Below are 25,901 nucleotides of genomic sequence, written 5' to 3'. Positions count from 1 at the left end.
TTAGAAGATCTCCACTTAATCTTCAGAATGTTTTTCTAACATTTAATTATTTTTTAGTATATAATAACCTCGATTCTATAGTAAGAATATAGTGATATGATCAGTTATTTTAAATTACTTGATATAGAACAAAAATATGACATTGATTTAAATACTTTAAATGTTCAATATTTTGCTATGCAGTTAAAGTATCATCCAGATAAGACTAAACTCATACAAGAAAAGCAACACAATTTAGCTATGTCTATTGATCTCAACAAAGCTTATCAAGTTCTTAAAGATGATTTAATGCGTGCTGAACATCTTTTACTTTTAAATAATATTCACCTGAATGAAACACAAATCAGGCAAAGAATGACTGAGGCACAATTAAATGACATATGGCTTAACTTAGAATTGGTCGAAAATACCCAGGAATTATCGCAGCTAAAATATATTTTAGAAAATAAAATGCTTAAGCAACAACAATTTATTCAATCTTTAACAGTAGCCTTTAGAAATCACGATATGCAGTCTGCTCTTGATTTCACTATACAACTAAAATATCTTAGGAATTTGATTAACAGTATCCAATTAAAAATTAACTCATGCAAATAGTAGAAATTAGTGAGCCGGGGACGCAGCAAGAGGATAATAAGCATCTAGCAGTAGGAATTGATTTTGGGACCACAAATTCGTTACTGGCGTTTTCTCAAGGACAAGTCCCAAAGGTGATTGCAGATGAGAAATCTAGAGAGCTTATCCCATCAATTATAGGATTTCATGCGGGGGAATTTATTATTGGGGAGGCCAGTAGCAAAACAATAAGGAATATTCATTCGATCAAAAGATTATTTGGTAAAAAACTTCCTGATTTAGAAGCTAATCCATCGCTCTTTGGGTTGGTCAAGGAGTATCTTGATTTAGACGGAAAAACTTTACGTATTAAATTTGCGGGTCAATCCATGACTATACCCGAATTAGCAGCCCAAATATTTATTTATTTAAAAAAACAAGCTATTAGCAAATTAAATTGCGAAATTAATAAAGCAGTCATTACTGTCCCTGCTCATTTTAATGATGCGGCACGAGGGGAAGTAATATTGGCAGCAAAAATTGCTGGGTTTGAGGTGTTAAGGTTAATTGCTGAGCCCACAGCTGCGGCTTATGCTTATCGTTTAAATAAGAAAACGGAAGGGTGTTATTTAGTATATGACCTAGGAGGCGGCACTTTTGATGTATCAATTTTGCACATGCAAACCGGCGTATTACAAGTTATTGCCACAGGGGGAGATAATGTTTTAGGAGGCGATGACATTGATCATTTAGTGATGCACTATTTTTGTAATAAATATAAACTAGCAGAGTGCCAAGAATTAATGAACCTGGCAAAAACCGCTAAAGAAACACTCAGTTTCCATGATCAATTTAGTGGAGTATTGGAGGGCAAAACCTTAGAATTAAATCGCGAAAATTTTGAGCATTTAATATTGCCCTTAGTGCAAAGAACCATAAATATTACTCTAGATACTTTACAAGATGCTGGAAAGATTAATCTTTCTGGCATTATTCTTGTTGGGGGCTCAACTCGTATACCTTTGATTAATAAAATTTTAGAACAAACATTTAATACTGTTATTTTTTCTGATATTAATCCTGATAAAGCAATAGCCTGGGGAGCAGCTTTGCAGGCAGAAAATTTGACTACTGCAAATATTAATTCCTTATTAATAGATGTTGTACCTTTATCACTAGGTATTGAACTAAATGGCGGTATTACAGAAAAGCTTATCCTGCGTAATACCCCTATACCGATATCTATCACCAAAGAATTTACCACTTCTGTGGATAACCAGCACTTTATGAAATTGCATATAGTGCAAGGGGAAAGAGAAATGGCAACAGATTGTAGGTCTCTAGCAAGATACGAGCTAGAACTACCTTTAATGAAGGCAGGAGGAGTAAGAACTGAAGTAACATTTTCTATTGATGCTGATGGGATATTATCGATAGCAGCTTTAGAAAAAAATAGTGGGGTCTCCCACACTATTTCTGTAAAACCGAGTTATGGTTTAAGTGAAGATGAAATTACTAAAATTCTAGAAAATGCCTATCAAAATGCGTCAGAAGATCATAATAGGAAATTATTGCAAGAAACCATAATACATTCTGAGTCTTTAATATATAATATAGAGAAGGCAATTCAAGAAATAGGAAGCTTGCTTGAAGCAGAAAAAATAGAAAAAATTAGCCAGGCTATTCATGTTTTTAGAGAATCCTTAAAGTCAAATGACCGTAATTACATTATAGGATTACGTCAAAATTTTGAGATGATTACCGAACCAATAATCTCCCATAGATTAAATAATGTTATTGAAGATCTATTGAAAGGTAAGCATATTGAAGATATATAATATACTTTCTGCATAAGTCAAAAAATAGTTGAGGAAAATAATTAATGCCAAAAGTGATTTTCGTGCTTGATAAAGAAGGTGCAGAAAAAATAGTGGAGGCACCTTTAGGGCTGTCTATTTTAGAAATTGCTCACCAAAATGATATAGATCTTGAAGGCGCCTGCGAAGGATCCTTAGCATGTGCAACCTGTCATGTGATTATAGATGAGGCATTTTACAACAAATTAAAAAATCCTTCAGAAGCAGAGGAAGATATGCTTGACTTAGCTTTTGGTCTTACCCATACTTCCAGGTTAGGGTGTCAGATTATTATTAATGAAGAACTCGATGGTTTAAGGGTTTTCTTACCCTCTTCTACCCGTAATATTAATTTATAATTGAGTATCACAGTGATTCGTAAAATTTTATTTTTTACATTTTTATTATATAGTGTAGCGTGGTTTGCTACTGCCCATATTATTAAAGGCAACATTGCAACTGCAATAAACAATTCAGAAACAGATAATATCAAACTATCTTATAAACAAATCAAAGTCTCAGGTTTCCCTGGACGTTTACAAATTCTTCTAACTGCACCAACCATAAAGTTTATTGACCATATTAATTCGAAGGAAATAACTACCGATCAAATAACTTTCATTCTGGATTTGAGTTTTAAAAAAGCCAAGGTGGTTTTAGCTAAAGATATTATACAAGTAGAGAATATTGAGCAAAATAAGCTTGAATATATCGTAAAACCAATCGATCCTATTACAGCATTGGTTAAATTTAATAAGCCTATATATCAGTTCTTAAATACAGACCGTTTGCAATCGATGATAAAATTGTTGCAAATAAATAATAAATTATTATCTATCACCCATACAGATAAAGAAATTGCTAATATTGCCGATTTATATTTTTTAATTAGCCAAATTAAGGCAACCAGCGGACACGATATCTTATTACAAGTAGGTTTAGTATATTCTGCTTTAAACGATTTTTTTAATTTTAAAAAAGCAGCTCTTAACTTTTCTATACTTACCAATATTTTGGAGGATGAACATACTAAGGTAGACACTCTCAAAAGTTTAGATATTAATCACCTGCAACTTAACTGTGATGATAATGCACAGATATATTTAACCGGAGGCTTGAAACTTACAGATACTAAATTACCTACTGGGAAGTTATCTTTTGAATTAACTAATTACCATAATGTGATTCAAGCATTAATCCCGAGCAATTTGCTATTGCCTAAAAAAATCCTTAAAATAATAATTGAGCAAGCAGCTAATGTCAGACCATCATCAATAGTTAAGGCTGAAGGAGACCAATTAGCTCCACAAGAAAAAATAAAACTCGATATTAATTTTTCTAAGCAAGGGATTTACATAGGAGCAATTAATCTGCTAGAGTTTAATTTAGAAGAAAATAAAGGTAATAATAATCAAAATGAGCCCGAAAATCCTATAGATGGAATAGAAGAAACAAAGCAAATAGATTAAGCAGACATTAGAGAAGTTTTAATATAATGGATAAGCTATTAAGTTCGGTACAGGATTACATTAAATCTGGTCAATATTTCGTTGATTCCAGGGAATGGTATAATGTTACTTATCTATACCCTCTTGTACAGAGGACAGTATTACTATTCTTCTCTAGTATAGTATTAATATTATTTATAGTGATAGGTATTAGTTTAAATAATTTACTACCCATAGAACGCCAAGTGAGATATGCCATTGCTTCTGAAACATTTAACAATGCTACAATAACCAATGCGAAAGATGTCAAGAATGATCCTCTGAGTTCTATTGCGGATATTATGCTGAGAAACTATCTAATACATCGGGAGTCATATGATTATGACTTACTACGTTCGCAGTTTCAGTTTATCCAGAGCAACTCTACGCGTATAGTTTTTCTACAATTTGTTAATTTTATGAATATTGACAATCCGATATCACCAGTAATGCGCTATCAGAAAAATTTTAGACGTTCTATTGAAATAGGATCAGTTACTTATCATAAAAATAATAAAGTGGAAGTTAAGTTTACTTCGTTAGTTAAAAATATTTCAAATGAAATTTTAGAAAATATGGTATGGCAGGCCATGATCAACTTTGAAATAGATCCAATAAATATACATCTACCCCCAAACTCAAAATTTAATTTTGTTGTTACTAGCTATAAGTTAAAGTTAATAGAAGATAAAAGTAATAAATAAATGAAGAAGCTAATAGTATTTTTTACGTTAATATTTTTTGTCAATACTGTATTAGCAGTAAGAGAATCTAGACCAATGCCTGTAGATAGCAGGATCAGGGTCATGGTATATAACCCTGATGATGTATTCAAATTTACTGGTTATTATGGATATCAAGCTAGTATAGAATTAGCCAAAGACGAAGAAGTAGCGAGCATCTCTATGGGGGATACTACTTCTTGGCAGATAGTACCAGCTGGGAATAGGATTTTTATTAAGCCCATAGAGCAAGATGCTACCACTAACATGACTATTATTACTAATAAAAGAACCTATTTTTTTGAATTATATGCAGCAGAAACTTTGGACATGAGAGATCCAGAAATGGTATTTAATTTAAGATTTATTTATCCAGATGATGACAAAGCGGGGGATTATTTACAAAATTATACGGCCTCTTCCTCCTCTAGCCCTGATTTAGGGCATCCTGAAAAATATAATTTTAATTATTCCATTAGTGGTAATGAATCAATCGCGCCAATTAAAATTTTTGATGATGGGATATATACTTATTTGCAATTTAGAGATAAAAACGCTGAATTACCTGCCATTTTTGCAGTCGATGATGCTTTAAGAGAATCTATGGTAAATTACCGCTTGGCACAAGACAATGCCAATATGGTCATTGTTGAGCAAGTATTCCACAAATTATCAATACGCTTAGGCAAAAAAATAGTTTGTGTTTATAATGAAGCATTTAAGCCATATTAACTTGAAGAAGAGCTAGGTTCTGTGAAGGTTTCTAGGTAATGAGCAGTATAAATCTACTCATTACCTAGAAACCTTCACAGAACCTAGATAGAAATGTTTACAGAACCTAATATTCTTGAGTTAATGATAATGTTTCTAGAGACGCTATATTTATCAAAAAGTTTGTATTTTCTGGCCTTATTAGTCTTAACGGCTGGCTTATTTATAATGCTCACTAGCGATAATTATGTCCATAAAATTATAGGGCTCAACATAATGCAAAGCTCTGTATTAATTTTTTATCTTATTTTAGGTAAAGTTAATGGAGGCATTATACCCATTGAACGTAGTTTTGATCACTATATAGACCCCGCCCCACAAGCAGAATATGGAGTTCAATCAACAGCAAAAAGCTTAGATAATAATGCTGCAGCTCACAATAATAACAGCTTAAACTATCAGCAACCTTCAACTAGCACTCCAAATATTGGTAATGGCTCGTATAATTATCAATACTCAAGCCCAGTTCCGCAAGTATTAATGTTGACTGCTATTGTTGTAGGATTTGCTACCTTCTCGGTAGGCCTGGCATTGATTTATCTTATTTCTAGACAATTTGCTACTATATCTGAATCCAAAATTCATTTTACTGAAATAGAGGGTGAATGATATTAATTAAACATTTCCCAGTATTGCAAGTTCTCTCTCCACTGTTTGGTGCATTATTTTCGATATTAACTTTCCGTTATATATTTATTACTCGAATAATAGTAATCCTCTCAATTGGGCTAAGCTTAATTCTTAGTATTTATGGTCTGTCGGCAATTAATGCTCCTCTTATGTATAATTTTGGTAACTGGGCGGCACCGATTGGAATCGAATATAAATTAGATTACCTCAGCCAACCTCTTATTATATATATTAATGGGGTAATATTATTTTATTTAATTTTCTGCAACAAATTAATTAAAGAAACCGTACTAGAATTTATTGACAAGAAAAGGCGATCATTATTTTATGCTATTTTATTATTTGCTCACGCAGGTTACCTCGGCATACTGAGTACTAACGATCTGTTTAATTTGTATGTTTTTATTGAAATATCTTCTCTGAGCACTTATGTGTTAATGGCCCAAGGCAATAATCCGAAAGCAGCCATTGGCGCCTTCGATTATCTAATACTCGGCACTATTGGTGCTACTTTAATATTAATAGCCATTGGATTCTTGCTAAGTTATACTGGCAGCCTGAATATGACTGATATTTCCGGACTTTTAAAATCTAATTACCATTCAAAAACAATAGTAATTTCTATCAGCTTTTTTTTAATTGGCGCGCTTCTTAAAACTGCTCTTTTCCCTATGCATTTTTGGATGATTAGAGCCTATTATTCAGTAGCTCCGGTAATGCTTATTTATATTACCGGTATTTCTAGTATCGTAGGCATCTATATAGTGCTGAGATTCATCCATTGTGTTATTGATTACAATGTTATTATTAATATTTTTCCATATTTTATTAAGCCAATAGCTTTGTCTGCTATTACACTATGTACTTACTTTGCTCTCAAAGGGCAAAAAATTAAAAATATTATTATCTATTCTGCGACTGCTCAAATTGGTTATGTATTTCTACTGCTAGGAATTCCGCAAGGCGAAAATATTATTTTTCCATTTTTATTGGCTGATAGTCTCAATAAAATAGCCCTATTTCTAATAATTACCATTAGCGACTTATATGGTTATGCTCATTTAAAAAAAGTTGGACTATTATGGCGTTTTTTAGTAGGCTTTAATTTAATTTGTAGTTGTGGCTTACCAATTAGTGGGATGTTTATTATTAAGCTTACTATCATTGAATTATTGTTACTAAAAAAGCTATGGGTTGAGTTCATAGTTATTATAATCAGCTCCTGCCTCGCCTATCTTTATCATTATAAAATTGCTAAAAAGCTATTTTTTGAAGAAAACAGACCTCTGGAATTGCGCAAGAGTTCTAACGTCAGTAAGTATATTTCTGACTCAATACCCTCATCCCTTAATCATTATGGGCTGACTATTATTAGTATAGGACAAGCTATCTTAGTGATATATTTAGGCCGCCTGCAAATTTTCTACAATATGGTAGTAAATAATACTCTACTAGGGCTAGGAGGGTAGTTACGTGAACTCTATCATTACGCCTGATTTTTTGCTTTTATCCACCTTGTTCCTAACAACTTTGAACTTACTCGCCCCTTTTATTAGTAAGAGTGATAGCAGAAGCCGTAATTCCTTATTAATTATTATCAGCTGTTTCTTTTTTATAAATATTCTAATTATTGATTGGTTATTTTTAAAAGGAGTTAGAGTTCAACTATCAGTAAACGTAATAGGCAATTTTTCTCTGGGTTTTCACCTAGAACCACTAAGCCTGATTTTTCTCACTTTAATAAGCACTTTATGGATTTGTGCACTTATTTATACTATCCAATATTTAAAGATTAATATTATTGGAAATTCCTCTCACTTTCTGTTTTTTTTAAATCTCAGTGTTTTAGCCGGAATAATGATAGCATTATCCTCAAATCTGTTCACTATGTTTACTTTTTATGAAATATTAACTTTGTCCACTGCTCCTTTAATTGGCCATTCGGGGGGCGATAAAATTATCTCTGGTATGTCTAAATACTTAAAAATATTGGTAATAGCCGGAGCTATATTATTTCTACCCGCTGTAATGGTTATTTATACTAGGGTAGGACATGGCAATTTTATATCTCATGGCTTTTTGGCAAATTACTTTTCACCTGCTCAAGCAATGATTTTATTTTTTATGTTTATTTTTGGGATAGCTAAGGCAGCATTATTACCAATGCATCAATGGTTGCCTGCAGCAATGGTAGCTCATTATCCAGTCAGTGCCTTATTACACGCGGTTATAGTGGTAAAATCGGGGCTTTTTTGTATTTATAAAATTCTATTATATGTTTTTGGGCTTAAATATTTACACACTATTTTTTCTGACTTAAATATTGCTATTTGGATTCCAGCCTTTACTATATTATATAGCTCATTTAAAGCGCTACAAAGTAATAACATTAAAAAGATCTTAGCATATTCTACAATTAATCAATTAGGCATAGCTTTACTTAGCGCTTTTATGTTTACTTCAAAGTCTATGGGAGCAGCCATTTTACATTTATGCTCTCATTCTTTTACCAAAATTTGTTTATTTTATGCAATGGGATGTATCTATAGCTTAAAAAAGACAGCCCAAGCTTCTGATCTTCTAGGGGTGGCTGCAGAAATGCCGAAGACCAGCTTTATTATTGTTTTAGCCAGCTTATCATTGATAGGTATCCCTCCTTTTGGTGGTTTTATCAGTAAATTTTATATTATGTTAGCAGCAGTTCAGCAAGACCAGCTATTAGTGATAACGATATTAGCTTTAAGTACTTTATTTTCAGCGCTCTATTTAACAAAACTAATATCATTTATTTATAAGCCGGTAGATGATATAGTCAATTCAGGAGAATTTGGTGCTAGGAGCGATGGAGTGACGCCTATATATAATAGGCAAGCATTGAGTAACAATGTCACCAAATTCTCATCAATTGACTATAACCTGCCATCTCTTTCTCGAGAACATAGCTTACCTACTCCAATATTTATTAGTTTAATTATTTGCACAAGTGGGGTAATATTATTTTACTTTGTACAAATTTTTATTAAAAAGTTTTTAATATATATTGCTTGAGCTATTAAATATATAAATTTCATGCATTACCTTCTTCTGCTAATTTTCTTACCTCTTTGTACTTATATATTATATGGCAAGTATAATATTGTATTTTACATTACTTCGATAATTTATCCACTATCGGTAATTTATTTATTATTACTCACTCAAGAAAACATAATAGTAGAGTATTATGACAATTTGTTAGTTAATATTAGTAAGGAAAATAGATTAATAAGTCTTGCTTTTATGATGATAACCTTAGCTACTAATTTATATGCAATTAGTCAAAAGAGAAAATTTGAAGTCTTAATAGGGAGCACCTATTCTTTTTTTGCCCTAATGGGGCTATTCGCTGGCGATTTTATTTCTCTGTTTGTTGCTTTAGAGATTATGATGATCTTGGCAAGTATATTAATTTTCTATGGGAAACATAAAAATAGTTTTATAGCAGCAAGACAATATTTTTTAACCCATTTACTAGGAAGTAGCCTAATTTTAATAGGCATTAGTTATATCATCACCCATAGTTCTACTATACAAATTGTTCCTTTAACTGCCTTAATAGAAGCCACCCCTAATATATTTTATCTTTTAATCCTTAGCGGTTGTCTAATTAACGTTGCTGTCCCTCCTTTTTCTGGGTGGATGGTAAATTGCTACCCTTATGCTTCAAGCTCAGGGATAGTATATTTAATTAGTTTTACTAGTAAAATAGCAATTATTATTATACTCAAATTATTTAGTGGCTTAGAAATACTTAAATTTTTTGGGATATTAATGATCCTTTATAGCGGAATATATGCATGTATTGAAGATAATATTAAAAGAGTAATATGCTACCTTACGATCTCTCAGCTCGGCTTTATGCTAATTGCTATTGGCACAAAATCAGAGCAGGTCTCTTTAGGGGTAACTGTTTTTTTATTTATTCATATATGTTATAAGGCTTTATTTAGTTTATATGCGGCAATATTGATAGACAAACAGCAAATAGAAAATTGTTCAGAATTAAAAATAGGGTGGTCGATCAAAAATCCTTTATTATTAGCAAGCTTGATATTAAGTATTTTGTTAATAATTTCCGCTCCTATAGTGTCTAGCTTTACTGCTAAACTTTTTATAATATCCAGCTTGAGTCAAGACATAAGCTATTATGCTATTTTATTTTTAAAAATTATCACTGTTATAGCTATATTTTCTATGGTGAAATATAAAAATGTAACTGGGGGTTTTGCTCCTAATTTGAATATATTAACTAAACTTAGCTTATTTACGATGTTACTATTTACTTTTATTATTAGCTTCTGGTTTGAGCAAACCCTTAAATTACTTAATTTATCATATCCCGTATTACTATATAAGCTAAATCGGGAAGAGATAATAGAACAGCTAATAGTAATTCTAATAGCAATTCTATTGGCCAAGATAGTCAACAAAATAGTTTCTAGACATTCAACTACTAGCATAAATATAGATTTATTCCGTATGGTTGAAAATATGTGCCGCAGCATTTATTATAAATACCACTATCACCAAATCCCATCTGAAGATCATTCTGCTGTAGGAGTTCAATATAATATTTTAACCAGCATTGATAAAAAAACTTTACGTAAAATAAAATCTTTACATAATCTATCAGCCAGTTTATTTATAGTAATGACTTTGTTAATTATGCTTACTATATATTTAAGCTCTATAATGAATTTTTTATAAACTTCAATTTCTTATTTAGCAATTAACCTAATTAGAGGATAATAAACAACAATTGATGAAAATTCACCAAATTCTATCTTTATTCCTTGGGGTAGCCCCCCCTTTTAAGAAAAAATTTACGCAATTTGAGTTAATAATATATATTAGCATATTTATTATTATGTCGTTTGTTATCACTATCCTATTGAGCAACTCTCAAAATAAGGAGAATAAAATAATGCCGCCTATAGCACCTAAAATTGATTATAACTTTACATTACATAACCAACAAATCACAGATGAATATGCCTGGCTTCGGGATCCTAACTGGCCAAATGTGCAAGATAAGAAAATTATTGAATATTTAGAGGCAGAAAACAATTACGCTGCACAATTTTTTAATCCTCTCCAAGCAGAAAAAGACAAAATTTTTGAAGAAATTAAAGGAAGAATTAAATTAACTGATCAGTCTGTACCTACTAAAAAAGATGATTACTATTACTATATCAGAACTGAACAAGATAAAGGATATCCTATATATTGTAGGAAAAAATATTCAATGTCAGCTGAAGAAGAAATTATCCTTGATGTTAATCTTATTGCTCAAAATAATAAATTTACTACTGTACGTACTATAGCGATCTCACCTGATCATACATTAATGGCGTATAGCGTTAATTTTACGGGCGATGAAAAGTTTACGATTAAAATTTATAATTTAACAACTAAAGAATATTTAGCAGATGCAATCCCCAATGTCGGGGGTAATATAATTTGGCATGAAAAGCTCAAAGGTTTCTTTTATCTTCCCCTTAATCAGCATTTTCGTCAAGATAAATTAATGTTTCATACCTTAGGAGCACGCCAAGAAAATGATCAGTTAATCTTTTCTATACATGATCCCTTATATCAAATAGATGCGAATAAATCATCTAGTAAACAATATGTCTTTATTAATGTTGCGGGCCATAATACTAATGAAATTCATGCGATCCAAATGGACGATGAGCATTTTCAGCCCCAGCTGATACGGCCGCTAAAAGAGGGAATATTTTATGATGTTGAACATAATGGTAATAATTTTTATATTAGAACTAATGAAGGAGCTAAAAATTTCCGAGTAGTATTAGTAGATATAAATAATTTTCAAAATAGCTTATGGGAGAATAATTATGTGCCTGAAGCTCCTAATAGATACTTAATAAGTTGTGAGATCACTAAAAACTATCTGATACTTAATTATAGGGTTCTAGGATTAGCCTTAAGTAAAATAAAGCATCTTACAAATGAGACGGAAAAAGTGATTAATTTTCCAGATGCAGCTTTTTCAGCTATGGCTCTTTCTACTAATTTTGACGAAGATGATATTAGAGTAGTGTACTCTTCACCAGCTAGACCCAATACTACCTATAGCTACGATTTTAATGATGAAAAACTATCTATATTAAAAACTCAAGAAATACCTAGCGGCTTTAATCCTGACGAATACATGGTAGAGAGGATATTTGCTGATAACGAAGGGGTACAAGTACCTATTAGCTTATGGTATAAAAAATCATTGTTTAAGAAAGATGGTTCTAATCCTTTATATTTATACGGTTATGGTTCTTATGGTATAGGCCTCCCCGCAGCTTTTAGTAATTCTCCTATTTCTCTAGTAAACCGTGGTTTCGTATATGCTATTGCGCATATCAGAGGGGGTAATGAGCTAGGACTTGACTGGTATGAAGCGGCTAAATTCCTGAATAAAAAACGTACCTTTAGTGATTTTATCGCTGCTGCTGAAATTCTGATTAATCAGAAATATACTAGTACAGGCAATATAGCCATTTGCGGTGGAAGTGCAGGTGGATTACTAATGGGAGGAGTAATGAATCTACGCCCAGAGCTATTTAAAGCAGTCATAGCGCATGTACCTTTTGTAGATGTATTAAGTACCATGCTGGATGAAAGCTTACCCTTAACCCCTGGAGAATTTAAAGAATGGGGTAACCCTAAAGAATTAGAGTATTTTAATTATATTAAGTCCTATTCTCCCTATGATAATATCAAAGCACAAAATTACCCAAGTTTATTTATTACTGCTGGATTGTCGGATCCTAGGGTTGGTTACTGGGAGCCCGCAAAATGGGCAGCAAGGCTGCGTGCTATGAAAACCGATAATAATATCTTATTATTAAAGACTAATATGGATACAGGTCATCAAGGATCTTCCGATCGTTTTGATTATTTAAAAGAAGCAGCCGATGATATAGTATTTATATTAAAAATTTTTAATATAAATACTTGATCTTTGCGTTCTTAATTTTTTGAGTTTAGAATTTTTTATGCAGCAGTTTAGCTTATACCATGCTAGCGAAGGTTCACTTTATAAAACTGCTTGCCAGCTAGTGGAGAAATCTTATCATAATAAGTTTAAAATAATAATATTAACTCCCGATATAGAAGCACAAGAGTTACTCAATAAATTAATATGGACTTATTCTAGAAAACAATTTATCCCTCATGGCAGCAAGCTAGACCCCTTGCCAGAGAAACAACCTATATACTTAACTTCTGAATTAGAAAATCCTAATCAGGCTAATGTGTTAATTATCCTAGCGCCATTTAATATAGAAGAAATTTTAAGCAACGCCCCTTATATTGGACATTTTCAAAGGATAATTATAATATATGAGGAGGGAGTTAATTTAGATAAGATGATCAATACAATATCTAATCTTGCTGCTCCCTCCCCAGCCGTTAAATGTTATAAACAACATCCTATGGGCACTTGGAGTAACCAGGAACAGAATTAATAATAAATTAACCACCATGAAGAAATTATCGTTTCAGCAAATTATTCTGGAATTACAACACTATTGGCAAAATTATGGTTGTGCAATTTTGCAGCCATATGATGCGCACGTGGGTGCCGGCACTTTCCATCCCGCTACTGTACTGAGAAGCCTGGGCAGTAAACCTTGGTTTGTAGCGTATGTTCAACCCTCGCGCCGCCCTAGTGATAGTAGATATGCGCTACATCCTAATAGAATGCAGCATTATTATCAATTTCAAGTGATACTAAAGCCCTCCCCTGATAATATCCAAGAACTCTACCTAAAAAGTCTAGATTATCTTGGGATAGATTTATCCAAACATGATATACGATTTGTTGAAGATGATTGGGAATCCCCTACTCTTGGGGCTGCAGGCCTTGGCTGGGAAATATGGTGTGATGGAATGGAAGTATCCCAATTTACTTATATGCAACAAATTGGCGGTATTGAGTGTCGTCCAGTTGCGGGTGAAATTACTTATGGTTTAGAACGTTTAGCCTTATATATCCAAGGAATAGATGAAGTAAAAAACTTAGATTGGAATGGACAAGTGGGAGAAAAAGCTCTAACATATGGTGAAGTAGAGTTTGTAGCGGAAAGACAATTTTCAAAGTTTAATTTAGAATTGGCGGATGTCCCTATATTATTTCAACATTTTATGGATAGCGAGAAGCAGTGTAATGACTTGTTGGCCGCGGATTTACCTCTCCCTGCCTATGATTATTGTATTCAGGCTAGTCACCTTTTTAATTTATTAAACGCTAGGGGAGTAATTAGTGTAACTGAACGAGCCGCCTATATATTAAGAGTCCGTAATTTAGCAAAGAAATGCTGCCATAAATGGTGCATTCTCAGGACATAATGTCTAACTGTCATTAGACTTCCTGCATAAGTTCGAAAATAGTTAAGGGATTTTTAGGAAAAACGAAGCGGAGCCGAGCTGCGTATAGCATAGACCATTAAGGTGCGTACAGGGTATTTATCTTCAAGTATCCAGGACTATCTATATCATATTAAGTACAATTAACCTCTCAAAAGGTAGCAAGATATGTCATTAGGTGAGATATTAGTAGTAATGCTTGTAGCTATGATAATAACTAAACCAGGGGATATCCCCGTTATTATCAAAAAGGTTCAACAATTGAAAAGTTACCTTTCTGATATTAAGCAGCAGGTGATATCTCATATTATAGTCAATTCAGGAGAATTTGGTGCTAGGAGCGATGGAGCGACACCTATATATAATAGGCAAGCATTGAGTGACGATGTCACCAACTGCTCATCAATTGACTATACACAAGATATGGAAATTGAGGATAATAGGATAGAAAATTCTCCAGAACAACTAAATTTTTATTTAGAAAGAATCATTAATATGCAAGGATATTATGAAGGCGATTATTCTCTAAAAAATCTGAAGGCCAAACATAAAGAACTTATAGAGTTAAAAACCACCAGTTTTATAAAAACTGATAAATCCTAAATCACCCTCAATTCGATTTGAGTTGTAATAATTTATATTATTCCTCTTCCGTAGCTCGCATCTCACAGGAAACTTCAAGAAGACTCTTCATCCCAAATCGTAAGCGCTCGGGGATATATGAGCATAGTACCCTATAATTTTTGTAACAAAGGGGCAAGAAGTCTAATGAAGCGAACGAAGTCCATAATTTATATTAATTGACTATAGCTCAGACGCGAGCTGCACAACAGCTCTCTTGCTTATGCAGCAATCTTATCTCTTAATACTTCTACTAATTTACTGACTGCTTCTTCAGACTTAATATTTTCCAGAATGGCTAATTCTCCTGCTAATCTATTTAAGGCTGATTCATAAATTGTTCTTTCACTATAAGATCTATCACTATCAACATTTTTATACAGATCCCTTACTACCTCTGCGACCGCAACTACGTTACCAGAATTTATTTTACTCTCGTATTCTTGTGCTCTTCTACTCCACATTCTATTACCTTGCTTAGGTTTACTTTGAAGAGTGGAATATATTAAGAGTAGATCATTTTTACCCACCAACTTTCTAAGGCCTGATACCGCAGCCCTATTAACAGGCACTTTTAAAGTCATTTTATCTTGAGGAAACGATATTACATATACCTTGATAGTGGTCCCAGCTATGACTTGATGCTCTATGTTCATTATTTCTCCAACCCCATGGGATGGATACACAATTCTTTCTCCTATTTTAAACTCAGATGATGTTGGCATGCTTACTCCTTTCCATTATAAAACTAGAATAGATTATTGAAATGTTAAAGACCCTAAAAATTCTGTGACCAAAATTCTTTAGCCCCTTTCTTGCGACGTTCTTACGACAAATATAGAAATTTTTTTAAGATAGGTAGATCCTTGCCCTACCCTTACAATATTATGTTGTTAGTAAAGTCCTATTTAAAATTTTACTCCTTATACCCCGATGCACCGCGTATCCTTAAGCTCCCTGTCTCCTACGACAAATTCCCTGTTCAATACGAATTATGCAAGAGAGATAACAAGAGAATCAAGCCCTGTGGTTCCTCTATGCATTCGCTCCTTACAGTACAAAGCGCTCAAACATATAATTAAGATAGGTTGGTTAGATGGATTTATTTATATTCAGTATAACATATTTTAATAAAATTATAAAGTAGAAGTTACAAAAATATAGTTCATATAATTCTTGGAGCTCACATAGCCTGTAACTAGGTTCTTATATCTTAGAAATATGTTATAAGTAGATATAAGAACCTACTCGCCTTTCAAGAATTATTTTTTATTTTATCGTGCACTCACATATACGCTGTGCGCACTTGTCAGTCAAAATAAAATCCACTTCTCGAAGTACAAGCAATATATAGAAAAAATTTTAATTCCTTCCCATTTACTCTGTTTCTTCTGCTTTAACATATTCAGACATTTTAGCTTTCACACGATGTTTATTAATATCTCTAATATAAGAGTTAGCCTCTTCTTTAATAAATTCTTTTCTTTTAGCAATTTTTTCCAATATTTTAGTACTATAATCCAATGCCCCTATAGCCGCTTCTACATCTCCTCCCTGATTAATATCATCAGCGGCCTTTTCACGCATAATTTTATAATGCTCTTCTCGCCTTATATATCTGTCCTTCTCAATTAATAGTTTTTCTTTTCTATAAATTTCATCTATCATATCGTGTGTTTGCTGGTCTGTTGCTTTCTCACGCATAAACCGCTCTCCCATTAGTGCCGGCTCTATATCACGACCATGCGCGTCCTGACTAGCACTCAAGCTACTATATATTTCCGAAGCAAGTTTCTGATTAGCTAACTTTTCATAATACTCAATATCAGCATATCTCTGCTGTTGCTCAAGTCTTGCTAAATATTCAGGCGATAATATATCATCCTTGGCAATAATGGTTTCTTGATTAATTTTATTGTTCAACTCCTTCGCTTTTAGATCTCTTTCCTGATCTTGACGCGCTTCACTATAAGTTCGCAGTCTTGCATCATTATAATCAAAATCATGCCATTCGGCACTAGTTAGATTGCCCTCATAAGCATCTCGTATCTCCTTACCGGCTATAGAAGTAACAACAGCTCGTTTTAAACCTGTATAAGCTGCATAAATTTTTTCTCCTCTATTCTTACGCTTCTGTTCACGTAATGCTTCCTTACTCTTAACACGACCCTTCATTTCTTGCAAGACACGTAAAGCATGAATGTTTTTTCCAAAGTAACCGATGCCTCTTTGTGACATTTGTGCATGAGACTCTACATAAGCCTCTTGGAACTGTTGGGTAAATTGTGCATTACTTGCCAATTCTCTTAAGGTTTTACCAGTATCAAGGCTGATTAAAGCCCCCAGCTCTTTCTGCTGATTCTCATCCAAAGCACCATAAGCTTTCTCATATTTAAGATGTGCTAAACTATTTAATAGATCAGAATAACTTTGACCAGTCAGTTGGTCTATATTAGCATCCTCAATTTTCCCCTTACTCAAAATCGACTCAATTGCTTTACGGTAATCCTGCCCTGCATTAACATCCACATCACTATAATTTATACCGTAGTTTCTCTTGATCTCATCCAAAATACTAGACTTAACTGAGGCAGGATCTAATGCTTCTTGAGCCACGCGTCCCTCCATCTTCTGTTCATACCACTGAGCAATAGGCTGAGTGATAGCTGAATCTATTGCTCTACTTATCCGTTTTTGAGTACCACCAACTACATAATTCATTGGTCTATTAAGCTGGGCGTGTATTGGGGTGTAAGCTAGCTGACCCGCTTCTTCTAGTCTTGTAAGATTTCCACTGGTACTAGATAAGAAACGCGCAACTGAAACAGCTATATCATTAAATTTACTAAGTAAATAAATACATACAAAAATTAAGAATAATCCATCTAGAGAAACAAATTTACCGCTAATGAAGTTTTGAATCCTTGCTTTATCTGTCTCTGGGTCTAAAAATGGAAATTCAATATATCGCTTTTCAATACATTCATAAGCGCGGCAATATTTACTAGGGGACTTGGACTTATCCTCATGATCTACAGGTACTAATATATCAGCCTGTATGGCCTCATGGACTCTTTTCAGTGGCGATGGAAACCACCAATAAAATAATGAGCTTTCAATACTGCTATCTAAATCATCAGTTCCCTTAAAAAGCTGTCCTAGATTTCCTAAGCGTGGAAAATCATGCTTACATACCGCAAAACCTAAGGTAGAATATATTTCTGTTCTAATAATCATCGAAATAAAAGCAAGCCCTGTGAATAATATAATAGGCTGGATAGCATAACTAATTAATTGTCTTAACCAATTCTCAAATAAGGAACGTGTGATACCAAAGAGTATGAAGCAGATAAATATCGGAGCCATTGTTATAATCATCCCAATAGTTATCAAAGCCGTCAGATATATAATAGTAGCCTTAAATATTAACATGAAGATAAAATATAAAGCTATCAAGTAGAAGAATATATAAATAAACCCGAGGGCATCTACAAATAGTAAGGAGAAAAGTTTGGCCATCGTTTGGGGAGCGATCATAAGCGCTATAAGACTAGAAGAGCCAGGACCGGTATTACTCGCCTCTTTTATTATCCGCAATATTTCCTGTACTCCATCGACAAAATATACGAATAAATAATCATTAAAGAATTGCCAGCTATCGGTAGAGCTGAGTAATATAGATACTATACTGACCTTTAATACTCTCACTATTAATTCAGTATGGGTAAAATTAACGTTACCTATTAGAAAAGAAAAGCCAGTAAACATTACATATAAAGTCAATAAAGCTGAAACCGTGACTCTATATCCCGGGGTCTTAATAATATTCTCATAGACAGATTTCACTATCCCTTCTTTTGTATCCGGAGTAGATAATTTTGGTTGATCTTTATCAATCTCAAATAACTGAGCATATTTTTTTTTCTTACCAAATAATTCTTCTGTTATTAGGGTAGTAAGAAATTCAAGAGGATCCGGCCTAGTATCACTAACTCCTGACTTAATTACTAGGCGATATTGTCCATTATTATCATCATAAAATTTATCTAAAATCTTAAAATATAAGGGACATTGAGAATAGTCAGTTCTTTTTTTATCATCGTTATCATATTGATAATTTATCCCTCCTGCCCGTAACATTTCCCCGCGTTTGGTCAGATCATATAAATTATACTGAATATTCTGCTCTCCTAGATGTTGAGTAATTCCTTGAGGAGTACGTTCGGTGGTATCGGAGACATTTGGATTAGTATCCCTCTCTGCAATTAATAAATATAATCCTACTCCATTTTTAAATAGGCATGGAGCATTCATAATATCTGCATCTTTCTTATTTGGGCTGCACATCTTATTATCTATAAAACGACACGCTTGCAATCTAACGCAAAAATCAGATAAAGTATGGAAATTGTCTTCGGTCCCATACCAAGGGCCCCATGCTGATAATTCGCCCTCGTTATTTTTATCTCCCTTTTTATAGTCCCAAGTTTTTACTAATATAGTTAAGGGGTGACCATTGACTTTATAGTTACTATCAACCCAAGGCACTGTTTGATTATCTTGCTGCTTCATAGAGATTGTTTCTTTTTTATATCTTGAAGAAATAATTAATTTAATGAAGCCAAAGTCATCTGCATCGATACACCTATCGCCAGTACAACCTGAAAGGCAAAATATAGAAATTAATAAGATAATAAATAAGTTCTTCATGTATCAAACACCTAGGCTTAAACCAATTTATACTTGGCTTTATAAAAATATTCAATGTTATTTAAAAAAGGTTAATGGTTTACCAATTTCTATTACTCTGGGTCTTGCGTATCTCTATCATATCGTGAAGCAAATATTTTGCCCGTATATTCTTTCTTTTTACCCTGCGGCTCTGGCGCCTTATAGTTCTGATCTATTACTTTATTTTTAAATATTCTTGCAGGAGCAAAGGCCACATCCTTGACCGACCTAATAACCTTATCAATATCTGAGACTATAGAGGTTGTAGGAGTTTCAGGCTGTTGACGAGCTCCTTCCTTCATTGCCGGTGCCACATTTGTTAATTGCCCTGCTACTACTGTAACATATTTTACCAATCCTTTAGACATTAAACAAAAAGAATAAAATAGTAACGCACTACTAAATACTACTAAAAAAGTACCTGTAGGATTCCTAAAAGCCTCTATATTATTAAGGGGCGCAGGTTGAGGTATAAAGAAAGGTATCCCTGGTAAAAACGGTAAGGTTAAAGAAGGAAACTCTAAAGGTATCCCTAAATAATGTAAATCTAATCCTATTGCTATTTTTATTAATGTGCCCCATTCAGCCCTAACCACAGTTTTTAAGAGTTGTTCCGATATAATTTGGTCTATTAATAAGAAAAATATTAATAATATGCTTGGTTGTATCACATAGTTAAATAACGTAGATATCCAATTATCAAAAATACTTTTTGTTTTTTCAAATAATAATAATATGAAGAATAAAGGTGCTAACGATATCATTACTGACACTCCAACATATGCTATAACATAACTAACTATCACTTCTAAAATTGCTCTGAAATATAGGGTTAAAGAATATATTACCATAAGGGCGATAATAGTAAACCCATTATGAATTTGTATTAATTCTATAAATAATAGACGCCAAAATGCCCAATTTGTATATCTCGCAAATATTGGATCAATAAAGCCAAAAATATTAGCATTGTTACTAGTAACACCTATTACATTTTTCGCTATATAATAAGTACCGTCCGTAAAGGCACTAAATAAATAAGTATTAAAAAATTCCCAACTATCTTTCCCCAATAAAATGACTATTAAAGTTATTTTAAAAACCCTTATTAATAAATCCTTAGCAGTAATTTGCACGGCACCTGCTAAAAATGTTATGGCATAAATACATACATACAATAATAATGCAAGCTTACCAATCCTCTTGACGGAGGAATCTAGAGTCAAGTTTGTGTAGAAAGTTTTAGTGTATTTACGGAATGTGCTAATAATTGGCTCTACTGCCTTTGAATATATAATATCTGAAAACCAGGTGCTACCAGTATAAGAGGCATAATTTACCTGGATTATTCCACTTACTTGCGGGTTAGGATTTTCTACTTTCAACCATAAATTGCCAGATTCATTAGCATCAAAAGCAGCGCTTTGGCCAATTAATGTCCCAGAGGTTGTATCAGTAGGAGCGGCTTTACCATTGCCTACTATAACATATTTAACCTGGATATCCTTGTGTTGTTGTACAGTCAGTTCTCGTGCTTCACTATTACCTACTTCTACCTGCATAATATAACGGCCAAAATGTAGATAAGAAGCTCCCAAATCTTGACTACTAAACTTACCTTGCAGCTCAGCAATAGTGGCAGGAGAACCCCAATCTTCCATTAGAGTGCTAGCATTTGTTACAAACATATCTTGCGAAATTTTCCAGTCAGTTGTGAAATCTAAATATCCCTTAATATTAGATTTATAATACAAAAAATATTTGTCCAGCTCAGCAGAATATACAAAACTATCTTTTTCACGCTTAATAGGTGTGTTATTCACCAATATTTTCATCCCTCTTCCTTGATCATAATAACATACTGGTCCGGAATCTATAATCTCGTTTTTTCCTTCATCACAACTTTCTGGTTTCATTATGTCTAAGACGGATTGAGCCAACGGTTTGCCAACAAGCGCCCTCTTATCACTCGTGCTATCCTTAATTAGAATGGTAGGAGTAGTTTGGCATATATCATTTCTAGAAGCACTAATCGCGTTACATACTGCTTTTGCAGAGGCATATATCAACTGATTCTTAAGGACACTCTCAGTGTAAATCATGGATAGAGATATAGGAGATTGATCAAGGTTTTTATCTAATTGATCTGGCGCAGTATCTTTGATAAAAAAATCATCAGGGTCCATGAGAGTAATATTGAGGACATCTCCTGGTTCTACCAAAATCTTTGTTTTATCGTCCTTAAAAGTAAAATATGTAACATAATCTGGCATTAGTTTTAATGCTAAGCTCGGATAATCTTTAGTAGGATCTTTAATACGAAAATCAGGATAATCAATTGCTTCATATTTATTAGTCTTAGAATTAAAGATTTTAATGAATATTTGGGGTTTTGTGAATCTTGGATCAATACGGTACAGTACTTTATATTTTTGATTTTTTACTGCTGTAGCCCCGCTAGTGCTCCAATCAAATTTAACGGCCTTATGTGCTTCTACCTGTTGAGTAGTAGCCACCCAATTTGACTTAGTAAGATCTAGAGTAGTGCTACCTTGTTGCATAGCACTATCAAGTGTATTGGGCACTTCTAAACTGCTACTACTATATCTCTTTTTAAGACCTTCTATATCATCTTGCATCCATTCTGTTTTATCTTCATCAGTAGAAGCAGCTTTAACAGAATAAGCGCTTAATAAAGTTAAAATTATAATACTAAAATAGACAATTAATGAGTTTTTAATCTTTGCCCACCACAATCCAGAAAAGCTAGCGAATATATTTACTATATACTCAATGGATTTCAAGAGTTGGATTTTATTGTGAGGGGTGAGCGCGCGGAGCGTACAGCTAAGTACGTGAGCACGCGAAACTTTGATAAAATGAAGAAACAACTCTTGAAAGGCGCAGAGTATACTCCTCTCAGATGATTTTGCTGCTATGCGCGATGGAGCGAAGCCTATAGATAATAGGCGAGCCTTGAGTAATGACGCATACAAATTCATATTAAAAGGGTATATAAGCAATAGTTGTTGCTTTACTATTAAGCCTATATCTAAAATTATATCCCTAAAATCTTTCATCTTATTCTTCTTTGTTGGCGGAGCAAATTATTCATTAGAATCTCCTTCATTTTCAGTGTTTGATCCTTGCGGTTGCTGATTTGTATTAAGTTTTTTCCTCGCTTTATTAGCGTTATCAAGCGCTTTATTTCGAGCTTTGAGCCTGTCCTTAGCTCTGTTGGTAATATCGCCTCTACTTTGCGCGTCTAACCCAACTGTACCCAAGGCACGCTGCCCTACCGCTGAAGACATCTTATTGCCCATGGAGGTGGCAAGAGGTCCTCCCCCTTCTGCTAACTTTGCTACCATTCTACCAGAAAACTCTACATAACCATACATACCATAAGCAATAATTATTAAAGCAATAAAATGTTGCATATTTACCCCCATCATCCCAGAGCGATAATCCATCCCCCAAGGAGCAAACCAGCTAATACAGAAAATTGGCTGATCTAAGAAAGCCGGGTTAAAGCCCCCTATATTAGGGATAGGGAATTTTATAGGTAAAGCACATTTCCAGCATACACTAAAGCCAAGCGCGAAATCTAAATAAATTGTAAATAGCTGGGTCATTATAATAATACCAGCCATTAAAACCACAGGTTCTATCATATATCTAATGGTAAATCTCACCCAATTCTCAAATAAATATCTAGTAAAATCAAAAAGCATGAAGGTGAAAAATAATGGGGCTATACCAATTAACACCGCTGTTGCCATAAAGGCCATAATATATACTGCGATCGCTCTTAGAGCTGTGATAACCACTATTGCCACAGCGATAAAGGTAATCACAAAATATATTAATCCACTAAGTCCCATGGAAAGAAAAGAGAATAGCTGCGCAGAAAAAGTCTTACCAAATAAGATCTTACTCATTACCGCATCTAAAAACATAAATGGATTAGTAATTTTATTGGTGGTTGTGAACATGCTATATCCACTCATGTTAGCCATGATACCATCAGAAAAATTAGTAATAAATCCAAATATATCAGCACTAAAAAAGTCAAAAGTACTCTTATTCATTAAACCACTAACTATCGCTATTTTGGCTATTCTGATCAGCAAATCCTGCTGATTAAGCTTTACCATCCCTAGGAGAAACATCGCCCCATAGCTCATAACATAGAGGATTAAAACAGCCTTTATATAGTTAAAAAAGTTAGTACAGTTACCCTCCCCCCCATAACAAGTCATATTCTGAAAAACTGTTTTTGACGCATCTTCAACTTTGCCTTTTAATAACTTAAATAATGGGTTCAGAATATCCGCAGTAAAGCTTCCTACCGGCTCTGAAGTAAACATCACTACTCTATACCGCCCATAACTTTCTTCGTAATCCTGCTTTCTATTATAGATTCTCATCCAAACATTGCCGTTTTGCGGCGCCGTAATGCTAGCATTACCTTTATTGTCCTCTGGTTTAAGCTCATACTGGATATATGAATTAGGTTTATTAGGGTCCCCCTCCCCAGGCACTATCATATATTCAACCTTACCCCGCTGCGGCACGATAGGGTCATCAAAACTATTACCATTATTTCTACGGCATTTAGTATGTTTTATATATAAAACATATCCGCCGGTATTTTTGCTATAATCATTAAATTTTGACCAAAAACGATATTGTAAATAGCTCTTTTTTTCATCCTTATTAAGGAAGGGTACTTGCTTATAAATAATCTTGTGTTTTTGATTCTGAGAACGTCTACTATTCAAACCTTTATAAAATTCATCATTCGTATCCTCTTTTGCAATGTCATACTTAGGGCCTAAAGACTTAGCGTTGCTGGGGCTTTGATTATTATCTATTCTATATAAAAGACCAGTAGGCGCGGTAAACCAGAAATATCTTTTCTTTTGGTACTCCTCACTTTGGATATACTCTTTATCTTTAAGGGTTACGTCTTCCTTACAACTACCAGAAACTGGGGTAACAGTAGAACATTGGTAAACAGCATTGCAAAAATTTTTATCAATATTATTAATATCTTTATCTGCGGGTAAAGTAAAATATCCATCATCTTGATAAGGTTCTGGAGCTTGTCTCATAACGTTCTTCCAATAATCCTGTGTCCTATCACAGGTATCTACCCACCAGCTTCCTCCTATTGACTTTCCCCCTATTTTAATATTTTCAGCCCAATCACAGTGCCGATCTGGTGCATCAAAAACATAGCCCAAAGCCTTACTACGACATTTCCGACTTATCACCTTGCTAGCACAGTCCTCTTTACTACAGTCATTTGGAAATCTACAACCACTCACATACTGGCCCGAATATATCGAATATCTGCCACATAAGGGACTATATTTTCTTTCTCCTGCACGGCAATCTGCAGATATCACATCTTCTTTATATCTAGCTCCATCTTTAACCAGTTTAAAAATATTTGGCACCTCAATAGTATTAGTAGGTACATCCTTATCAGGCTCCTGATTTGGCAGAACAGATATTACTACACTATCATTATTATATAATTCAGTGATATTGCGCCATTCATCAGTTGTAGCGTCAAAGATTAACGGTAGGGGATCGCTATAATCTTCTTCTAGCCTAGGGATAGGGATTAGTTTCTGCTGACTCTTATCCGAATTTGACGCTGAACCTGATTGCTGAGCAATATTATTTTCAGGCATATATGCCCTACATAGGCTTATTTCTCCTTCTATTTTAAATTTAACTTGCTGGTTAGCAACCACGCTCAGCCCTACATTCAACCATTCCCCATAACGCTGTGGATCATACTCCAGCGCCACCCCTTGACTACCTGGCTTGGCATTAGCTTTAGCAGTATAGTTTGCGCGCGCCTCGAGCATAACAGTATTGGTAATACTATCCGAAAGCCCTCCTTTCTTCGCGTCGGGGTCATACCGCAGGAAACAACCATCAGCTAGCTTAACGGAGCCTAACATCCCTAGCACCGCCAAAATAAGACTAACTAATATCGCTACTATTGCTAATATCCCTAATATTTTAATTAAATCGCCTTTCATACCATACTATCCGAATTAACCTGTGATCTAGCTTCTATGAACCTA

The 25,901-nt window shown here is 33.8% G+C and carries 17 protein-coding genes and 1 pseudogene; 14 read left to right on the top strand and 4 right to left on the bottom strand.

The features are described 5' to 3' along the window. Nucleotides 1–96: 96 nt before the first annotated feature. From hscB to AAGD44_RS07220, 14 genes are all read left to right on the top strand, one after another. Nucleotides 97–597 carry a Fe-S protein assembly co-chaperone HscB gene (gene hscB, locus AAGD44_RS07285; protein ID WP_341764004.1) on the top strand — a complete coding sequence of 167 codons (501 nt, stop codon included), beginning with the start codon at nucleotides 97–99 and terminating at the stop codon, nucleotides 595–597. Next, nucleotides 588–2,393 (top strand): Fe-S protein assembly chaperone HscA, encoded by a 1,806-nt coding sequence (gene hscA, locus AAGD44_RS07280; protein ID WP_341764003.1) that lies wholly within the window; start codon nucleotides 588–590, stop codon nucleotides 2,391–2,393. Before hscB ends, hscA begins: the two co-directional genes overlap by 10 nt. Nucleotides 2,394–2,437: 44 nt before the next feature. Beyond that, nucleotides 2,438–2,770: a ferredoxin family 2Fe-2S iron-sulfur cluster binding protein gene (locus AAGD44_RS07275; protein WP_341764002.1), complete on the top strand. Its 333-nt coding sequence runs from the start codon at nucleotides 2,438–2,440 to the stop codon at nucleotides 2,768–2,770. After that, entirely contained in the window at nucleotides 2,771–3,880 is a 1,110-nt protein-coding gene (locus tag AAGD44_RS07270; protein WP_341764001.1) for a hypothetical protein, read from the top strand. A 26-nt stretch (nucleotides 3,881–3,906) separates the two neighbouring features. Beyond that, a complete protein-coding gene (locus AAGD44_RS07265; RefSeq protein WP_341764000.1) occupies nucleotides 3,907–4,602 on the top strand; it encodes a VirB8/TrbF family protein in 696 nt (231 codons plus the stop codon). Next, nucleotides 4,603–5,352, top strand: a complete 750-nt coding sequence (gene virB9, locus AAGD44_RS07260) for a P-type conjugative transfer protein VirB9 (RefSeq protein ID WP_341763999.1) — start codon at nucleotides 4,603–4,605, stop codon at nucleotides 5,350–5,352. It abuts the gene before it with no gap. Nucleotides 5,353–5,481: 129 nt separating this feature from the next. Continuing rightward, on the top strand, nucleotides 5,482–6,000 hold the full coding sequence (locus AAGD44_RS07255; protein WP_410521015.1) for a cation:proton antiporter subunit C: 519 nt from the start codon (nucleotides 5,482–5,484) through the stop codon (nucleotides 5,998–6,000). Further along, on the top strand, nucleotides 5,997–7,490 hold the full coding sequence (locus tag AAGD44_RS07250; protein ID WP_341763997.1) for a proton-conducting transporter membrane subunit: 1,494 nt from the start codon (nucleotides 5,997–5,999) through the stop codon (nucleotides 7,488–7,490). The genes AAGD44_RS07255 and AAGD44_RS07250 overlap by 4 nt, the downstream gene beginning before the upstream one ends. 4 nt (nucleotides 7,491–7,494) lie before the next feature. Next, on the top strand, nucleotides 7,495–9,069 hold the full coding sequence (locus tag AAGD44_RS07245; protein ID WP_410520981.1) for a proton-conducting transporter membrane subunit: 1,575 nt from the start codon (nucleotides 7,495–7,497) through the stop codon (nucleotides 9,067–9,069). A gap of 21 nt (nucleotides 9,070–9,090) precedes the next feature. Then, nucleotides 9,091–10,767 carry a proton-conducting transporter membrane subunit gene (locus AAGD44_RS07240; protein WP_341763996.1) on the top strand — a complete coding sequence of 559 codons (1,677 nt, stop codon included), beginning with the start codon at nucleotides 9,091–9,093 and terminating at the stop codon, nucleotides 10,765–10,767. 217 nt (nucleotides 10,768–10,984) lie between these two features. Next, nucleotides 10,985–13,036: a S9 family peptidase gene (locus AAGD44_RS07235; RefSeq protein WP_410520980.1), complete on the top strand. Its 2,052-nt coding sequence runs from the start codon at nucleotides 10,985–10,987 to the stop codon at nucleotides 13,034–13,036. Between the two features lie 37 nt (nucleotides 13,037–13,073). Then, the gene (locus AAGD44_RS07230; RefSeq protein ID WP_341763995.1) at nucleotides 13,074–13,544 is read left to right on the top strand and encodes a DNA polymerase III subunit chi; all 471 of its coding nucleotides are present in this window, start codon (nucleotides 13,074–13,076) and stop codon (nucleotides 13,542–13,544) included. A gap of 16 nt (nucleotides 13,545–13,560) precedes the next feature. Continuing rightward, nucleotides 13,561–14,427, top strand: coding sequence for a glycine--tRNA ligase subunit alpha (locus tag AAGD44_RS07225; RefSeq protein ID WP_341763994.1), 867 nt, complete (start codon nucleotides 13,561–13,563; stop codon nucleotides 14,425–14,427). 186 nt (nucleotides 14,428–14,613) lie between these two features. Beyond that, nucleotides 14,614–15,048 carry a DUF2672 domain-containing protein gene (locus AAGD44_RS07220; protein WP_341763993.1) on the top strand — a complete coding sequence of 145 codons (435 nt, stop codon included), beginning with the start codon at nucleotides 14,614–14,616 and terminating at the stop codon, nucleotides 15,046–15,048. Nucleotides 15,049–15,287: 239 nt separating this feature from the next. On the opposite strand, the gene AAGD44_RS07215 is transcribed toward AAGD44_RS07220, so the two are convergent. From AAGD44_RS07215 to AAGD44_RS07200, 4 genes and pseudogenes are all read right to left on the bottom strand, one after another. Beyond that, a complete protein-coding gene (locus tag AAGD44_RS07215) occupies nucleotides 15,288–15,791 on the bottom strand; it encodes a CarD family transcriptional regulator (protein WP_341763992.1) in 504 nt (167 codons plus the stop codon). Between the two features lie 2,473 nt (nucleotides 15,792–18,264). Further along, nucleotides 18,265–19,776 (bottom strand): annotated as a pseudogene (locus AAGD44_RS07880) (type IV secretion system protein); the annotation flags it as partial. Between the two features lie 92 nt (nucleotides 19,777–19,868). Then, nucleotides 19,869–22,877, bottom strand: a complete 3,009-nt coding sequence (locus AAGD44_RS07205) for a type IV secretion system protein (RefSeq protein ID WP_341763990.1) — start codon at nucleotides 22,875–22,877, stop codon at nucleotides 19,869–19,871. A gap of 27 nt (nucleotides 22,878–22,904) precedes the next feature. Further along, nucleotides 22,905–25,856 carry a type IV secretion system protein gene (locus tag AAGD44_RS07200; protein ID WP_341763989.1) on the bottom strand — a complete coding sequence of 984 codons (2,952 nt, stop codon included), beginning with the start codon at nucleotides 25,854–25,856 and terminating at the stop codon, nucleotides 22,905–22,907. Between the last annotated feature and the right edge of the window lie 45 nt (nucleotides 25,857–25,901).

The sequence above is a fragment of the Candidatus Tisiphia endosymbiont of Beris chalybata genome (assembly GCF_964026555.1).
Lineage (GTDB): Bacteria > Pseudomonadota > Alphaproteobacteria > Rickettsiales > Rickettsiaceae > Tisiphia.
Note: the sequence above shows the minus strand (reverse complement) of the source record. Positions and strands in the feature narration are given on the sequence as shown.

Excerpts from the sequence above, each read along its gene's own strand:
- hscB (WP_341764004.1), top strand. The coding sequence starts at position 97 with ATGATCAGTTATTTTAAATTACTTGATATAGAACAAAAATATGACATT.
- hscA (WP_341764003.1), top strand. The coding sequence starts at position 588 with ATGCAAATAGTAGAAATTAGTGAGCCGGGGACGCAGCAAGAGGATAAT.
- AAGD44_RS07275 (WP_341764002.1), top strand. The coding sequence starts at position 2,438 with ATGCCAAAAGTGATTTTCGTGCTTGATAAAGAAGGTGCAGAAAAAATA.
- AAGD44_RS07265 (WP_341764000.1), top strand. The coding sequence starts at position 3,907 with ATGGATAAGCTATTAAGTTCGGTACAGGATTACATTAAATCTGGTCAA.
- virB9 (WP_341763999.1), top strand. The coding sequence starts at position 4,603 with ATGAAGAAGCTAATAGTATTTTTTACGTTAATATTTTTTGTCAATACT.
- AAGD44_RS07255 (WP_410521015.1), top strand. The coding sequence starts at position 5,482 with ATGTTTCTAGAGACGCTATATTTATCAAAAAGTTTGTATTTTCTGGCC.
- AAGD44_RS07250 (WP_341763997.1), top strand. The coding sequence starts at position 5,997 with ATGATATTAATTAAACATTTCCCAGTATTGCAAGTTCTCTCTCCACTG.
- AAGD44_RS07240 (WP_341763996.1), top strand. The coding sequence starts at position 9,091 with ATGCATTACCTTCTTCTGCTAATTTTCTTACCTCTTTGTACTTATATA.
- AAGD44_RS07235 (WP_410520980.1), top strand. The coding sequence starts at position 10,985 with ATGCCGCCTATAGCACCTAAAATTGATTATAACTTTACATTACATAAC.
- AAGD44_RS07230 (WP_341763995.1), top strand. The coding sequence starts at position 13,074 with ATGCAGCAGTTTAGCTTATACCATGCTAGCGAAGGTTCACTTTATAAA.
- AAGD44_RS07225 (WP_341763994.1), top strand. The coding sequence starts at position 13,561 with ATGAAGAAATTATCGTTTCAGCAAATTATTCTGGAATTACAACACTAT.
- AAGD44_RS07220 (WP_341763993.1), top strand. The coding sequence starts at position 14,614 with ATGTCATTAGGTGAGATATTAGTAGTAATGCTTGTAGCTATGATAATA.
- AAGD44_RS07215 (WP_341763992.1), bottom strand. The coding sequence starts at position 15,791 with ATGCCAACATCATCTGAGTTTAAAATAGGAGAAAGAATTGTGTATCCA.
- AAGD44_RS07205 (WP_341763990.1), bottom strand. The coding sequence starts at position 22,877 with ATGAAAGATTTTAGGGATATAATTTTAGATATAGGCTTAATAGTAAAG.
- AAGD44_RS07200 (WP_341763989.1), bottom strand. The coding sequence starts at position 25,856 with ATGAAAGGCGATTTAATTAAAATATTAGGGATATTAGCAATAGTAGCG.